Annotated in this window: 6 protein-coding genes; 4 read left to right on the top strand and 2 right to left on the bottom strand. The window is 29.0% G+C overall.

The features are described from left to right. Positions 1-418: 418 nt before the first annotated feature. Both EI91_RS02445 and EI91_RS03680 read right to left on the bottom strand, forming a co-directional pair. Complete coding sequence (locus tag EI91_RS02445) at positions 419-3,004, bottom strand: DNA topoisomerase IV subunit A (protein ID WP_036452735.1); 2,586 nt, start codon at positions 3,002-3,004, stop codon at positions 419-421. Positions 3,005-3,128: 124 nt separating this feature from the next. Continuing rightward, positions 3,129-11,603 (bottom strand): GA module-containing protein, encoded by an 8,475-nt coding sequence (locus tag EI91_RS03680; protein ID WP_036452734.1) that lies wholly within the window; start codon positions 11,601-11,603, stop codon positions 3,129-3,131. A 524-nt stretch (positions 11,604-12,127) separates the two neighbouring features. On the opposite strand from EI91_RS03680, the gene EI91_RS02430 reads away from it, so the two are divergent. The 4 genes from EI91_RS02430 to uvrA are packed head-to-tail and all read left to right on the top strand — an operon-like array spanning position 12,128 to position 17,681. Continuing rightward, positions 12,128-12,337 (top strand): helix-turn-helix domain-containing protein, encoded by a 210-nt coding sequence (locus EI91_RS02430; RefSeq protein ID WP_036452732.1) that lies wholly within the window; start codon positions 12,128-12,130, stop codon positions 12,335-12,337. Between the two features lie 10 nt (positions 12,338-12,347). Then, positions 12,348-14,339 (top strand): excinuclease ABC subunit UvrB, encoded by a 1,992-nt coding sequence (gene uvrB, locus EI91_RS02425; RefSeq protein ID WP_036452730.1) that lies wholly within the window; start codon positions 12,348-12,350, stop codon positions 14,337-14,339. After that, the gene (locus tag EI91_RS02420) at positions 14,339-14,818 is read left to right on the top strand and encodes a basic helix-loop-helix domain-containing protein (RefSeq protein ID WP_036452728.1); all 480 of its coding nucleotides are present in this window, start codon (positions 14,339-14,341) and stop codon (positions 14,816-14,818) included. Before uvrB ends, EI91_RS02420 begins: the two co-directional genes overlap by 1 nt. Before the next feature lie 19 nt (positions 14,819-14,837). Beyond that, on the top strand, positions 14,838-17,681 hold the full coding sequence (gene uvrA, locus EI91_RS02415) for an excinuclease ABC subunit UvrA (RefSeq protein ID WP_036452727.1): 2,844 nt from the start codon (positions 14,838-14,840) through the stop codon (positions 17,679-17,681). Positions 17,682-17,724: the final 43 nt, after the last annotated feature.

Here is a 17,724-nt window from a genome sequence, read left to right as displayed (position 1 = left end):
TTCAGTTAATTGTTTCGCTTGAAGAACTTGGACTAGGTACTGTCCTAGTATTAGCACTAGTTTCAACGGTTTGGGCTGAAAATGCTAATGAAGTTAGAGAGCCGAGCGTGGCAGTTGCACTTATTAGTAAAAGTGTCCTTTTATTTTTCATTTTATCCCTTCGTAAATTAAACAAACAATCTTGATTAATTTTTTATATTTAATATTTAATTTTTCTGATACTAAAATGTTTTAAACTTATATTTTTAATATCTTGACTACTATTTTTAATAGTGCAAGAATTTTAGCACAATATTTTTTATTTATTTCATATATATATATATATATATATTCAAAAAAATTGCTTTTTAAGGTAAATTTAGTTAAAAAAAGCACAAATTCCATTTTTATGAATAGAATTTGTGCTAAAAATATGCAATTATTTTTTAAATTTTTCACGAAATTCTGATAACTTTTTATCGATTTCGTCAAAATTAATATCTTCAATTTTTTTAGTATTTTTTACAAAAACTGTCTCTTCAGTTTCTTGTTTTTCTTTAGTAAATAATTCTGATTTATTCACTTTAATTTTTTGATCACTATAATGTTTTTTAATTCTCACTTTTAATAAGTTTGGGATCTTAACTTCAATCAAACTCGGATTTGCTGTAGAAAAAGAATATTGTTTAATTGGTTCTAAAAATGTTTGACCTAAAGTATTTTTAATGAGTAACAGATCATCTTCTCTTGTTGGATACATGTCAGAGACAATAAATTCTTTACTGTCAGTTTCTTCTTTAAAAATAGGTTTTCCTTTTATGTTTTTGGGAATATTAGGTATTTTTTTACATCTAATTTTCTTTAAAAATCCATCATCTGTTAAAAAAGTAATAACATCTTCATTTAGTGCGGCTGTAAAGTTAGAAACTTGATCTTTTAATGATAGATAAATTCCTTTATTTCCTTTAGCTTTTGGTCCATAAAGTCCTAGTTCGTTTTCAGAGTATTTACTTGAAAGACCATTTTTAGTTAGTATGATAATATCTTGCATTCCATTAGTTAAACAAGCATTAACTACTTGATCATCTTTTTCAATGTTAATTGCGGTATAAACTTTGTTTAAACGAGTAACTAAAAAGTCCTTAAGTAAAACTTTTTTGAACATTCCTTTTTGAGTTCCGATTGCAACGTAAACTAAAGAGTCTCAATCTTTTACTTCAATAATTGAAACAATTTCTTCGCTAGGATGTACGTCAACAAAATCCGTTAAATGCATTCCTAAGTCTTTTCATTTTGATTCATTAATCTTGTAAATTGGAATGATTGCATAATTACCCATGCTGGTAAAGATTAGTAAGCTATTTAAAGTATTATTTTTTTCATAATGAATTAAGTAATCTTCATCTTTTAAAACGTAATTTGAAAATTCATTACTATCGGCGACACGCTGAGAAATACGTTTAATGTATCCTTGACGTGAAATTCCGATATTAACATCTTCTTCTTTAATTAAATCTAGTTCTGAATATGAAAAATCAAATTCTTTTTCATGAACTATTGTTTTACGTGGTGTTGCAAATTCTTTTTTAATTTCTTGCAACTGACTAATTAAAAATTCGTGAAATTTATTTTTGTCATTAAGAAGTAATTTAATGTTTTTTATTAATTCTTCTAACTGAGCTTTTTCGATTAAGTATGCTTCTTTATCGGTTTTACTTAAGCGATAAAGTCTTAACTCTGCTATAGCTTTAGCTTGGTTTTCACTAAAAGCAAATTTTTCAATTAAATCACGAATAACTCCTGCTTTCGAACCTTCTGATTTACGAATAACATTAATAATTTGATCGGTAATTTCGGAAACTTTAATAAAACCTTCAACTATTTCTAAACGAATTTGATTTTTAATTAAATCAAATTCAAGTGTTTTGGTTTTAACATCAGAAATATGCTGAATGTAACTATCAAGTAATTTAGTTAAGTTTAAAGTCACAGGTGCATTGTTTTTGATAACAACATTATTGTATGAGTAAGTAATTTGCATTTGTGTTTTTTGGAATAAATAACCTAAAATGCTATCTAAATTAGCATTTTCTTCTAACGTAATTAAAATATTTAAACCATCACGATCGGATTGATCTTTAATTTCTACTATTCCATCAATATCATGATTATTAATTATTAAGTCTATGTCATAAACTAATTTAGACTTAATAATTCCATAAGGAATTTCAGTAATTTGAATAAATTGATTTTTACCTTTTGTAAAAACTGAGTATTTACAAAAGAGTTTAATTTTATTTTTTTCGTTTCTACCAGTTTCGAATGCTTCTTCAATTCCTTTAGTTCCATATATTTGTCCACCAGTAGGAAAATCAGGTCCCTTAACAAAAGTCATCAATTTTTCTAGCGTTGCTTCAGGGCGCTTAATTTTGTAAATTGTAGCATCTAAAATTTCACCAAGATTATGTGGTGGCATTTCTGTTGCCATCCCGATTGCAATACCTTTTGCTCCGTTAACCAATGCATTTGGAAAAATACTAGGTAGGACAATAGGTTCAGTTTCTGAATCGTCAAAGTTTGGTACAAATTGAACTGTATTTTTTTTAATATCACCAAGAATATAGTTTGCAATTTTAGACATTTTAACTTCAGTATAACGCATTGCGGCAGGCGGGTCATCATCAATTGAACCGATATTACCATGCATGTCTAAAAGTGGCATATTCATTTTTCATCACTGTGACATGTTAACCATTGCTTCGTAGACAGAGCTATCACCATGTGGGTGATATTTACCAATTACATCACCAACAATTCTTGCTGATTTTTTATATTGTTTGTCATATTCTAGTCCTAATCCGAACATAGAAAAAAGAATTCTACGTTGCACTGGCTTTAGTCCGTCTCTTACATCTGGAAGTGCTCTTTGTTGAATAATGTACTTAGAATACTTTCCAAAACGATCTGACATAATCTTTTCTAAAGATTCATTTATAAGTTTTTCAATTACTTTTTCTTTTTTCATAATTTACCTACTGACAATTTTTAACTATTTTTATGTAATTTTAATTATATTAAATTACATAAAGAATTGAAAGGAGTGCAATAAAAAGATAAAAAAATCTGCTGGTTAACCAGCAAGATTTTTCTTATTTTTTCTTGTTTTTGATAATTCCGTAAATAGTTGCAAGTGCTCCAGCGGTTGCTGTTGCTAAAACAAGTCATCATGGTCATTTTAGCTCTTCACTATCAAGTTTGATTCCATGAAGATTGAATAAAGCATTTAATTTTTCTAGATATGCTGTTTTAATAATTTCATCAGCTTTGTCAAATTTAACAGATTTTAAAATTTCAATATCTTTTGATGTAACATCTGACGGATCTTTTGCAAATATATTTAAAGCATTTTTAATTTTCATGTTAAATACTAATTCGTTATTATTTGAAACACCCATGCTATTTAATTCTTTATTTCCTTTGTTAACGTCATCAAAGTTATTGTTTTTAATTCCGTCAACAATTTTTTGGATAGCAGATAACATATCTTTGTTTGTTTTACTATTTGTATTTTCGCTTTTAATAAGATTGTTAAGCTCTGGATTTGTAGCACTAGGTTGATTTTCTTTTGTTAACTTATTAATATTTTCCATAAGTTGTGAAGCTTCAGGAGAATCAGAAGGTGTATTTCTAAGTTGATCAAGAAGTTCTTTTGTTTTTTCGTTATTTTCAATTTGATTTAATGTGTTTTCAAAGTCACTAGGATTTGTGATTTTTCCAGTTAAATTCTTAATTTTATCTTTTAACTCGTTAGCTTTAGCTAAATCATAATTATTAGCTAAGTCTTTTAATCCTTTAATAATGTCTTTAACTAAGGTATTAGCTTCTTTTGCTTTATCAACAATGTTTTGAACATTTTCTTTTGATGTAGCATTATCATTTTTAACATCATTAATGTATTTTTGTTTATCAATTTCTGATAAGTTTTCAAGATTATTAATTTGATCAATAGCATCTTGTTTTCGATTATTTTCAGCTTTTGCGTCAGCTAAAATATCATCTAAATTATTTGGATTATTGTGAAGTTTGTTAATGTAATCGGCTTTTTGTTCATCACTAAGATTTGGTAATGCATTAATTTCATTAATTGCATCAGCAATTTTAGATAGAACTTGATCTTTAGCTGCTTTAATATCATCAAGAATTTTTTGAAGATCACTTACTGTTTGAGCTTGGTTGTTTAACTTATTGTTATCTTTTAAATCTTGTGCTAACTTAATTGCATCTTTATAAGCTTTTTGTTGCTCTGGTGAAGATAATTGGAAAATGTTTGAATTTTCAAAAGCAGGATTTTCAGCTAAAGCTTGTTCAATTTGTTCTTTTAGAGCATCAAATTTTTCATCACCATTAAGAGCTTCTGTAGTACTATTAAGAGCTTTAGCTTCTTTTTTGATTGCTTCTACATCTAATGAATTTGTACTGTTTACTGTTGTATTTGCCTTTTCTAATTGTGAATCTAGATTTTCTTTCTTATCAGCGTCACTGTCTCTGTAATCAGGTGAATTTTTAGTGCTATTAGCACTCTTTTGAGCATCTTTAAGTAATTTCATTGCTTTGTCAAGAGAATTAGCGTTTTCAAGTATTTTATTTACTTTTTCAATAGTGTCAGTATCAGCTTCATCTATTTTCTTTTTAAGTGCTTCTTTTTGCTCTGCTGTTAAGTTTTCCATAGCATCAATTGCGTTTTTAGCTTCAGTTTTTTTAGTTGCTAATTGAGCTTCACCATCAAGTTTTTCCGCACCTAATTTTAAATTGTTAATTAAGGTTTGAATTTCGTCTTCAGAAAGGTTAGTTCCTTTTGCTTTGTCTAAGGCTGCATTACCTGAATTAAACGGATTATCAAGTTCTCCTTTATTAGTTGCGTCAAGATATTTACCTTGTTCTTTAATTTTTTTAGCGTTATCAAGAGCTTCTTTTAATGCTGACATTTTTTCATTTAATCTTTGTGCATCACCTAAAAGGTTATCTAAATCATCTACTGTTGTAACATCTGAAGTGTTAATTTTTTCTTTTAAAGCTTTCTTTTGTGCATCGTTAAGATTTTGCATTTTATCAATAGCATCAAGAACGTTTATTTTTTTATCTTCAAATTCCTTATCACCATTAAGTCCATTGTGTGCAGTTTCTAAGTTATTTACTAAGTCTTCAACTTCCTCTTTTGTTAAGTTTGAACCAGTTGTGTATTGTGAAGCATCTTGTGCATTTTGTGCTGCTGTATCATAAGCTTCTTTAGTTTCAGGAGTAGCATCTTTGTAGTTGTTAGTATTTTTAACGTTTTCAAGTGCTTTAATTTTATCTTTTAAAGCACTCATTGCATCATCAAGTGGTTGAATTTTAGCATTAATATTATTTAAGCTTGTAAGAGATTCAGCATTATTTACTTCTAATTTTAAAGCATCTTTTTGAGCTTTATTTAAGTTTTCTGCTTGATTAATTTTTTCAAGTAATTCTTGTTTTTTTGTTGCTAAGTTTTCATCACCATTTAACTCTTTTGTTGCTGTTTGAAGAGTTGTAGTAGCATTTTTAACATCTTCTAAACTTAAGTTTGCAGTCGGAAGTAAAGCATTAGATGCATTTGTTTTAGCTTCATCAAAAGCGGTTTGTTTTTCTGAATCTGCGTTTGTGTAATCAGATGTAGCTTTTGCTGCATCAGCTGCTGTTTTTGCTTCTTTGAGAGCTTTCATAGCATCATCAAGTGGTTGAATTTTTTCTTTAATTTTTTCAATTTGATCTAAAGTTGTAGCATTACCAACATCTTCTTTGAGAGCTTTCTTTTGAGCATCTGTTAAATTATTAGCATTGTCAATAGCATCAAGTGCATCTTGTTTACTTTGTGTAATTTTATCTACACCATCAAGATTGCTTTGTGCTTGTTTTAAAGCGTTGATTAACTCTTGAGCTTTTGCACTATCAATAGCCGTACCTGCTTCTTTATCGTTTTCTCTATTTGCAGCACTATAAGCTGTATCAAATGCTGAGCTTTTTTCTGAAGAAGCATCTTTGTAATTTTGTGTTTCTTTTGTTTTTTTAGCAGCTTCAATAGCTTTATTTAACTCATCCATTTTTTGATTTAATGTTTGAGCATCACTAAGAGCATTTGCCACAGATTCATCATTTTTAGCACCATTAATTAATTTTTTAGCTGCTTCTTTTTGTGCGTCATTTAAGTGAGTTAATTTTTCTAATTCTGCTAGTGCATTTGTTTTAGCAGTGTTTAGTTTTTCTTCACCATTAAGTGCTTCTCTAGCTTTTTTTAAAGCATCTTTTAGAGCAACAACTGCATTTTTATCAAGATTTTGTGCTTCATCACTTTCAAGATTTACTAATTGGTTTGCTGAATCAGATTGCTTCTTAAATTCTTCTTTAAGATTTTGATCCGCGTTTGTATAGTCTTCTGAGCCAAGAACACTAGGATTTTTGTATGAATTAACTAGAGCATTTAAATCACCCATTGCTTCATTTAATTCTAATGCTTTTGTAACTTCAGCCGCTACATTTTCTTTTAGTTGTGAAGCATTAATTGCATTTTTAACCGCTTCTTTTTGAGCTTTATTAAGGTTATTTCATTTGTTTTCTAAATCAGCTAAAGCACTTGTTTTTTCATCTTCAAGTTGCTTATTACCATCAAGAGCATTGTAAGCATTATTTAAATTATCTTTAAGATTATTTATGTCAGCAACGTTCATAACAGCATTACCAGTTGAATTAGTTAAATTAGTAGAATCAGTGATTTTTCCATCAAAATTATTTTTAAGTGATTCAGTAGCATTTAAATAATTTGAATCTTGTGCATAATTAGCATCTTTAATAGTTTGTAAAGCGTCTTTTAAGCCTTTCATAGCATCATCAAGAGCTTTAGCATCTTCAAGTACTTTATTTACCTTTGCAAGAGTGTCTGTAGCTTCGTCATTAATGTTTTTAATTAATTCAGCTTTTTGTGCATCATTTAGATTACTTAATTTATTGATTTCTTCAATAGCTTTTGTTTTGGCTTCGTTAATTTTTGCATCACCATTAAGAGCCGCTTTAGCTTCTGATAATTTATTTTTAAGTGCTGTAACTGCTGCTTGATCAAGGTTATCACCATTTGTTTTAATTGCATTTTGTGCTTCTTCTAAAGCTGAATCAAATGCACTTTGTTTTTGTGATTCTGCATCTGTATATTTAGGTTTATCTTTGATTTGAGCATCATTTTGAGCTTCGATTGTTAATTCTCTCATTACATTATTTAAGTCATCTGAAGTAGTTTCAACTGCTTGCACTTCTTCAGTGTTTGTTGCTTGATCAACTTTTTGTTTTAAAGCTGTTTTTTGTGTATCATTTAAATAAGGTAAATTAGAAATTTTTTGTTTTAAAGCTTCTTTATCTTTTTGGAGTTTTGCATCACCGTTAAGCTGAGCAACAGCAGTATTTAACTCACTAGTTTGTCTTTTGATTTCTTCTAAATCGATGCTTTGAGTTACTGAATCTTGCAGTGCACCTTGAGCATTAGATAATTCTGTATCTAATTTTTCTTTTTTATCTTCATCTGAATAATTATAATTTGTAGTATCTTTTGCCTGTTCAGCTTTTTCTTTTGCATCTTTAAGAGCTTTCATTGCTTCATCAAGTTTTTTAGCTTCTTCTAAAGCTGCAGCTACTTCTTCTTTGGTTGATTTATCGTTAACTAAATCTTTTAATTTAGTTTTTTGACTTTCAGTTAAATTTGTTAAATCATCAATTGAGTTATTAGCTTCTTCTTGAGCTTTTGTTAATTCTTGTGCACCATCAAGAGCTTCTTTTTTCTCTGATAGGTCTTTTAATAAATTATCTATATCTTCAGCTGAAATATTTTGATTAGATACTTTAGAATCTGCACCAGAAATAGCTTCATCAAAATTCTTTTTAGGTGTTTCTGTTGCATCTTTATAGTTTTGATTTTCCTTATATTCATTAGCTTTAGCAATAGCTGTTTTTAAATCATTCATTTTTGTGTTTAAATTTTCAGCATCAGTTTGTATAGTATTTAGATCACCAATAGAAGTTGCTTTTTCTACTTCTTTTAATAATTCTTGCTTTTGAGCATCATTAAGATTAGATAATGAATTTATTTTTTCTGTAGCTTTAGCTTTAGCATCACTTAATTTTTGTTCACCATTAAGAGCTTTTTTAGCAGCATCATAAGTCTTTAAAACTGCATTTACTTCCTCTAAAGTAGGATTTGCACTTGCAGAGTTAATTTTTAATGCTTCTCTTACTGCATTTTGATAATCTGTTTGTTTAGGCTTATCAGCTTCTTTGTAGTTTACACCTTTAATTGTTGTACTTGTATCTGTACGAAGTTCTGAAAGTTTTTTCATAGCATCGTTCAATTTAGAAGCTTCTTCCATAATTTTTGCTAGCTCTGCTTTCGAAGGAGCTGAAGCGATTTTAGCTTTCAGAGCTTCTTTTTGAGGATTTGTTAAATATTTAAGTTCAGCTTCTTGTCCTTCTTCAGGCTCAACTTTCTTTAATGCCTCTGCTTTAGCTTTTTGTAATTGAGTATCTCCATCAAGAGCATCTCATTTTTGTTGAAGCTCTGATATTAATGTTTGAACTGCTGCATTATCAGAATTTTGCCCTTCTTGAATATTTACTAAATTTTCTGCTTGTTTGAGTTTTTCATCAAATTCTGTTTTTTTACCGCTATCAGCATCAACATATTTAACATTAGATTTTTTAGGTTTTAATTCATCAATTTTTTCTTTTAGTGTTTTCATTGAATTATCAAGAGTTTGAGCATTTGTCTTAATGGTTTCAATTTCACTAATAGTGTTTTTAGAATTAACATCATTTTTAAGAGCTTCTTTTTGAGCATTATTTAAGTGTGTTAAGCTGTCAATAAATTTATTTACTTCATTTTTCTTATCTTGAAGTTTTTGATCTCCGTTTAGTTCTGAGATTTTTGTATTTAATGCTTTTTTAAGTTCTTTGATTGCTTTTGGATCTATGCTTTGATTTTCAGCATTTTTCACACCTTCTTTTGCATTAGATAAAGCAGTATCCAGATTACCTTTATTAGTTGCTTCTGTATATTTAGGAAGTTTCTGAGTTTCTTCAGCACTTGTAATTTCTGAGTTTAATTCACTCATAGCTGTATCTAAATCACTTGCTTGTGTTTTAGTGTTATTTAATTCGGCAAAGTTTTGTGCACTATCAATTTTCGCTTTTAATTGTTTTTTTTGATTTTCAGTTAAATGAGTTAACTTATCAATTTCACTTTTTGCAGTATCTTTAGCAGCACCAATATTACTGTTTCCATTTAAAGCATTTTTAGCATCGTCGAAAGCTTTTAAAGCTTCTTGAAGACCTGCTGTGTCTTCTTTATTAATTTTGTTATCTAAACCAGCATACTCTTGTAATTTTTTAACCGCTTCATCAAAAGCTAATTTTTTGTCTTGATCAGCATAATTATAATTATCTGTATTTTTAATAGAAGCACTGTCTTGTAAATCGTCATGTATATTTCTTCCGAAACCGTCTAGAGTTGCTATTTGTTGACCTAAATTTTGTAATGCTCTTACTGTTGTAATGTCATTAATTTGTTTTTGCAATTTTTGTTTTAAATTGTCGTCAGAAATTCAGTGGGCACTATCCATTATTGCTTGAGTCTTTTTTCTTTCAGCAGCTAATCTTTCTACACCATCTAATTCTTCAATTGCATTAAGAGCCTCAGTATATTGTTCTTCCATTTTTGGACCATCTAATTCAGCATCTTCTTTAATAATTGAAGTAGTATTTTTTGAACTATCTTGAGTATAATAACCGTCGAGTTTTAATAAAATTTTGTCTAATTTTTCTTTAATAGATGGCGTTGCTTCTGTATATTTTACTGAAGTGTTAATACCATCTATAAATGGTTTTAACACATCATCATAAATTTTCTTAGAATATTCTGCTTGTTTTAAAACGTTTTGAACTTTATCATTTTCTTCTAAAGTTGTAGCAGTTTGTGTTCTTGAGGTATATTTAAAAATTCCCGGTTGATTTAAACTTTGTAAAGTTTTGTTTTTGAATTTTTCGTTTCAATTTTGAACGGCATTAATTTCAGATATTAATTCTTGTCTTTTATTGTATCATTCGTTATTAAAAACAAGATTTATATTATTTTGATATGTAAATAAAGAATGATCGTAAGTAAATTGCTCTTCTTTTAAAAATAAATTTTGTCTAGAATTTATATCGCTAGGATTATTTGAATCACTATAAAATACTAACCCACTTTTTATTTTGTCTGAGTTTGCGTCGTAAGCATTTATGGTTTGTCCGTTATAGCTAAAAAGTGCTTTTTTAGTGATACCAACATCTTGCGCGTTAAATGTATTTTCAGTGAAATCCATTGATCCTACTGGAGTATTTAAATCATCATAATAAAATTGATATTTTAATTTAGGGTCTGCAAACTGACTATTAACTTGTTGGTTATTTGCTTCTTGAACTTTAATATTTGTATTTACATATGCATCTTGATAATTAGATCTATCGTAAAAAATAGATTTTATACGTCTATTACCTCTATGTATTCCTTCACTAGTATCTTTTTTATTTTTTTCACCTCAAAGTGCAGCGACAAAAGAACGCATTGGTTTAGGGTTGACATCGCCTTGTTGTCATAAATCATATTTTTTATCTGTTGGTAATAAATTCTTTTTATTGTTAATTAAAACGTTATTACTTTCATTAACAATTTTTTTGCGAGTTTGGAATTCTAAATGAATAATAGGGAGATCTGAAATATCATTATCATTAGAATATTTTGGTGTAAAATGAGTTCAAAATGAAACAATATGACCTAAATCATTAAAGTTATTCATAAAGTTATAAAAACCTTTTGAATCACTTCTTAAAGCTAACATATCATCCATTATTAAAGCAAAAGGTCTTGCACCATCCGCCACATTAGATGTTATTATATTTTGAATGTAGTTATCTGGATTATTTTTAGATAATGGATACTTAGCTTGGTCTTCTGCGCTTTTTGCAGTAAAGGGATAAGCATACTTATCAAATGTTCCTGGTATTGAACCATCTAATTCATTAATTTTCTTTCTACTTAAAATTGTAGAATTATCTTTTCTATCATAAACGGTGATATAAAAACTGCCTGGAATAAAATCTAAATCATTAGAAATAAATATTGCAAAATGAAAGTTTTTTGAAGCAGGAACTCAATTTCACGGTGCATCTGTATTAATTTTAGCAGTTCATTCTTGTACTTCGTTATTTAAAATTGCTTGATTCGCTCTTATTTGATTTATATCACCTGTTGCTTGAACGTTAAGTACTACGTCATTTGTATCATTTACATTATTATCTCCAGAATCATCATAATTCATGTGTACGGCTCAATTTCTTTTACTGTTTCCTAAAGAATCGGAATACTGAGCTGTTTCTTCTGTCGTTCAGACGTTATATGACGGCGAAGGTTCTGGAATTGATTCTCTATTACCATCTCCAGGAGCAGCTGAAACAGCAAGTGGTAATGCTGTTGTTAAAAGTACTCCTGTTGAAGTTAAAAGATAAACTTTTTTATTTTTTTTACTTTTCATAATTTCCTTTCGAATTTTATTTAGTAAAAATTCGGTCTAAATAAAATGGTTAAAAATATTAAATTATATTTAATATTATTTATATTTTATTTTTTTTTTTTTTTGTTTTTATACATTTTTTGAAGTTTTTGATAAAAAAATTTATTTAGTTTATAAACTTTCTTTTTAGGTTTATAATTTAATAATGATAAAAACTGAAAAGTTTTAATATTTTTTAAAAATAAAATTAAAAAGTAAATTTATAGTAAAATTAAAAAATAACTAAACTAAGCTTAAGTTTATTTATTTAAAAAACAAACATTAATAGAGGATATTTTATGCGTAAAGTAGTTAGATTAAAAAACAAATTACGTGCAGAAAAAAGAGCTAAAAAAGTTGCTAAAGAAGTAGCAAGAGATAAAAGAAGAGCTGAACAAGCTGCTGCGTAATAATTCATGCACGAAAAACGTGCTTTTATTTTATGTTTAGTAGTTTTCGATAAAAAACTTTTTGAATGCGAAAAAAGTATTTTAGTAAGGAGGAAAATGATTTTTAGTTATAAACCGCTATGAAAGCTTTTAATAGATAAAGATTGAAGTAAAAAAGATTTGATGGAAAAAGCTAACATTAGCAAAACTACCTTATATAAGTTAGTTAATAACAAAAATGTTACAACTGATATTTTGATAAAAATCTGTAAAGCATTAAGTTGCGATTTATCAGATATTATCGAATGTATTAGTGATTGTGACTAGAAAGGATTTGATGGGAATTTTTAAACTAAAAGCTGATTATAAACCTACAGGTGATCAACCAGAAGCTATTAGCAAAATGACACAAAATATTGAAAACGGTATTGATCAACAAGTTCTTAGAGGTGTAACTGGTAGTGGTAAAACTTTTACAATTGCTAATGTTATTAAAAATTTTGATAGACCAGCAATTATTTTGTCTCATAACAAAACACTTGCTAGTCAGCTTTATAGTGAGTTAAAATCATTTTTTCCAGACAATGCAGTAGAATACTTTATTAGTTATTTTGACTATTTTAGACCAGAAGCTTATTTACCAGCTACTGATACTTATGTGGAAAAAGATTCTAAAACAAACGAGCAAATAGAAATACTTCGTTTAAGCGCTCTTAATTCGCTTGTTACTAGAAAAGATGTAATAGTAGTAGCTAGTGTTAGTGCTATTTACGGCGCATTAAATCCAGAAGTTTATAAAAATTCATTTTATCGTTTTTTTGTTTCACAAGAAATTTCATTACAAAATTTTACATATCAATTATTAAATATTCAATATGTGAGAAATGATGTGGAATTAAAACCAGGTACTTTCACAGTTAAAGGAGATATTGTTTTTGTCCAACCTGCTGATAGTGAGGATAAAGCAGTACGTATTAGTTTTTTCTATGATGAAATTGAAGAAATTGCAATTGTAGATTCATTAACTAAAAACGTAATTGAAAAAGTGAAAATTTATACACTTTCACCAGGAACTGAATACGCAACAAGCAACAGTGTTTACGAAGAAATAGCTCCTAAAATTTTAGATGAGCTTAATCAAAGTGTCGCAAAGTTCACAAAAGAAGGAAAGATTTTAGAAGCTACCCGCTTAAATCAAAGAATTAAAAATGATGTTGATGATATGCTTGAGTTTGGACAATGTAAAGGTATTGAGAATTATTCAATGTATCTAGATCGTAGACAATTTGGTGAACGTCCATTTACAATTTTAGATTTCTTTCCGAAGGATTCGCTGATGTTCATTGATGAATCCCATATGTTTGTACCACAACTAAATGCGATGTACAAAGGTGATAGGTCAAGAAAAGAATCGCTGGTTGAATATGGTTTTAGATTACCTAGTGCACTAGAAAATAGACCTTTACGTTTTAATGAATGAGAAAGTAACTTTAAATTCAAGAAAATTTATATTTCGGCTACACCTGGTGATTACGAATTAGAACAAACAAATGAGGTAGTTCCTCTGTATGTTCGTCCAACTGGTCTTATTGATCCAGAAATTATTATTCGACCAACAGCTAATCAGGTGGAAGACATTTACGACACAATTATGTCCCAAAAAGAAAAAAATGAACGGACAATCATTTTAACTATTACAAAAAGAATGGCTGAAGAACTTTCTACTTACTTAATTGAAAAAGGAATTAAAGCTGCTTATATTCACTCTGAACATAGCACCTTTGTTCGGAATGAAATTTTAAGAAAATTAAGAAGTGGAATATATGAAGTTGTTGTTGGTATTAACTTACTTAGAGAAGGAATCGACTTACCTGAAGTCTCGAAGGTGCTGGTACTGGACGCTGATAAAGAAAGCTTTATGCGTAATACTAGAAGCCTTATTCAGATTGTAGGTCGGGCAGCTAGAAATGCTTCTGGTCAGGCGATTTTATATGCTGATAAAATCACCAAAAGTATGCAAGAGTGTATCGACGATAACGCTACTAAACGTAAGTTACAAATAACTTACAATCAAAAACACAATATTACACCACAAACGATTATCAAACCAATTGCAGAACCTATTCATGGGCATGATATTATGAATGCGGTGCAATTATTGCTTGATCAATCGCAAAGTGGTAAAAATATTAAAAAAGCAGATAAGAAATCAAAAGATACTTTAATTAAAGAAATTAAAGAGCAAATGAATCAAGCTGCAAAAGAATTAGATTATGAAAGAGCAATTCAACTAAGAGATATTTTGTTAGAATTGCAAAAGGAAAAATAATGTTTTATAAAATTACAGAAATTAGAAACAACGTGGATTCAGTGAATTCATACACAATTGATGTTTATTCAATTCATCAAGGATTTATTAAATTATTAAAATTAGCTGATAAAGTTAATTGAAATGAAGAGTTACGTGAAGAAGTATTGGTTAATCACTTCGAAACAAATCGTAATTACTCAAAAATTTTAAATCGCTATGCTTTAGCACTTGCAAAAGTTATTACAAGTGTAGAGTTTAAAGGAAATGATGAGTCATTATTAGGTAAAATTAATGAGTTAAAAAATAATATTGACAACCAAGAATTAGTGGTTAGTCAAATGCAAAATATTTTTGACTTTTTAAAATTAAAAGGAAAATCAATGGATTTAGTTAAGTTAGTTGATAACTTTGACTTGTTCTCTGAAGAAGCATTAGCTAAAGTTAACAAACAAAACTTTGATTTTGAACCAGTTAGTGGTTGTGATTTACCTGAATAAAAAATTATAAGGAGGTGTAATGTCTAAAAATAGTGATTTTTTAACAATACAAGGAGCCAGAGAAAATAACCTTAAAAATGTTTCTCTTACCATTCCTAAAAATAAATTAGTTGTTTTTACAGGACTAAGTGGTAGTGGTAAAAGTTCGCTGGCTTTTAACACTATTTATGAAGAAGGACGCCGCCGTTATGTAGATTCTCTTAGCTCATATGCACGTATGTTTTTAGGTGGAACTAAAAAACCTAATGTGGATAAAATTGATGGTTTAAGTCCTGCTATTAGTATTGAACAAAAAACAGTGCATAGTAATCCAAGATCTACAGTTGGAACAGTAACTGAACTATATGATTATTTACGTTTGCTTTTTGCACGTTTAGGAAAAGCTTACTGTCCAACACATAACATTGAAATTTCATCACAAAGTACAAATGATATTTTAAAAACTCTTGCTGAGTATCCTGTAAATTCAAAATTAAGAATTTATGCTCCATTAGTTGAAGCCCAAAAAGGAACACACGCGAATTTATTAGAGAAACTTAAAAATGAAAGCTATCTAAGAGTTAAAATTGATGGAGTGATTTATCTTTTAGACGATGAAATCAATTTAGATAAAAATCAAAAGCATGATATCGATTTAGTGATTGATAATGTAATTCTGACTGAAAGTAATTACAGCAGAATTGCACAAGCTATTGACACTGCTGGTGATTTAACTGGTGGACAAATTTCAGTTGAAATTTTAGATACAAATGAAATTAAAAAGTTTTCTAAAACGCATTCATGTATTTATAAAGACTTTAATTTACCAAAAATTGAAACAAGATTATTCTCATTTAACTCGCCGCAAGGGATGTGTCCAACCTGTAAAGGACTTGGGATTGAAAATAAAGCTGATTTTGATTTAATTGCTCCAGAAAAATGACGTTCAATTCAGGAAGGTGCGATTAAATATTTTGAAAATACAATTGGTACTTTCAATTTAGAGTGACAAAGATTTGAAGCTTTATTAAATTGTTACAACATTGACATTAAAAAACCACTTGAAGAAATGACTAAAAAAGAACTAGAAGTTATTATGTATGGTTCTGATGGTCCGGTAGATTATGAAATGAAAAGTGAAAACGGAAGTACTTTCCGTCGTACTAGTGAAATTGAAGGTATTGTAACTAAAATTGAACGTCTGTTTTTCGAAACTACTAGCGAAAGAAAAAGAGAATATTATAAAAAATATATTGGTTCAGTAGCTTGTTCAACCTGTAAAGGTGCTAGAATAAAAAAAGAATCTCTAGCAGTTAAAATTGATGGAATGAATATTTATGAATTTACACAGAAATCAATTTCAGATGCTTTAGAAATTACTACTAAATTAGTTGAACAATTTGATGAAAATGAAAAACAAATTTCAAACTTAATTACTAAAGAAATTATTGACAGACTATCATTTTTAAAAAATGTTGGTTTAGATTATTTATCACTAGACCGTAATGCCGAAACCCTTAGTGGAGGTGAAGCACAAAGAATTAGGTTAGCTACACAAATTGGTTCAAATCTTTCAGGTGTGCTGTATGTACTTGATGAACCATCAATTGGGTTACACCAAAAAGATAATACTAAGTTAATTGAAACACTCAAAAAGATGGTTGACTTAGGTAATACTTTAATTGTTGTAGAGCATGATGAAGATACTATGTTTGCTGCTGATTATATTGTTGATATTGGACCTAAAGCTGGTGTGCATGGTGGTGAAATAGTTGCTGCTGGAACACTAGAAGATATTACTAATGAACCAACATCAATTACAGGTAAGTACCTTTCTGGAGAGTGACTGATTCCTGTTCCTGCTGTTAGAAGATCTGGAAACGGTAAACAAATTTTAATTAAAGGTGCAAAAGAAAACAACCTAAAAAATATTGATGTAACAATCCCGCTTGGTAAATTTGTTGCTGTTACAGGTGTTTCAGGTAGTGGGAAAAGTACCCTAGTTAATGAAATTTTAGTATCTGGAATTCAACAAATGTTAGGTATCTCAGAAGGGTTACAACATAAACGTGCTAAGTTCCATTCAATCCAAGGGCTTAGTGAAATAGATAAAGTAATTCCAATTAGTCAAAGTCCAATTGGAAGAACTCCACGGAGTAATCCAGCAACTTATACAGGTGTTTTTGATGATATTAGAGATATTTTTGCTAATGTTTATGAAGCACGTGCGAGAGGATACACTAAAAGTAGATTTAGTTTTAATGTAGCTGATGGTAGATGTGAAAAATGTACTGGAGATGGATTTTTAAAAGTGGAAATGCATTTTTTACCTGATGTGTATGTTCCGTGTGATGAATGTGATGGGAAAAGATACAATCGTGAAACACTCGAAATTAGATATCATAAAAAAACTATTTCTGATGTACTAGAAATGACAGTCGAAGAAGCGATTGAATTTTTCGAAAACAAGCAAAAAATTATTGAAAAATTACAAATTTTATCTGATGTGGGATTAGACTACATTAAACTTGGACAAATGTCAACAACTCTTAGTGGTGGTGAAGCACAAAGAGTTAAATTAGCAACTTACTTACAAAAGAAAGCAACAGGAAAAACGATTTATGTGCTCGATGAACCTACAACAGGGTTACACGTGCATGACGTAAAAAAATTAGTCAACATTTTAAATCGGATTGTTGATAATGGTGATACCGTCTTAGTAATTGAACATAACCTAGATATGATCAAATCAGCTGATTGAATTATTGATTTAGGTCCTGATGGTGGAATTAATGGAGGAAAAGTTGTTGCTCAAGGTACTCCAGAAACCATAGTTAATTTAGGAAGAGGATATACTGCTGAATATTTAAAAAAGGTTATCTAAGAAAAGAATTTAGAAACCGATATAATTTATAAAATAAGGAGCA

The organism is Mycoplasma buteonis, from assembly GCF_000733865.1.
GTDB lineage: Bacteria > Bacillota_I > Bacilli_A > Mycoplasmatales > Metamycoplasmataceae > Mycoplasmopsis > Mycoplasmopsis buteonis.
Note: the sequence above shows the minus strand (reverse complement) of the source record. Positions and strands in the feature narration are given on the sequence as shown.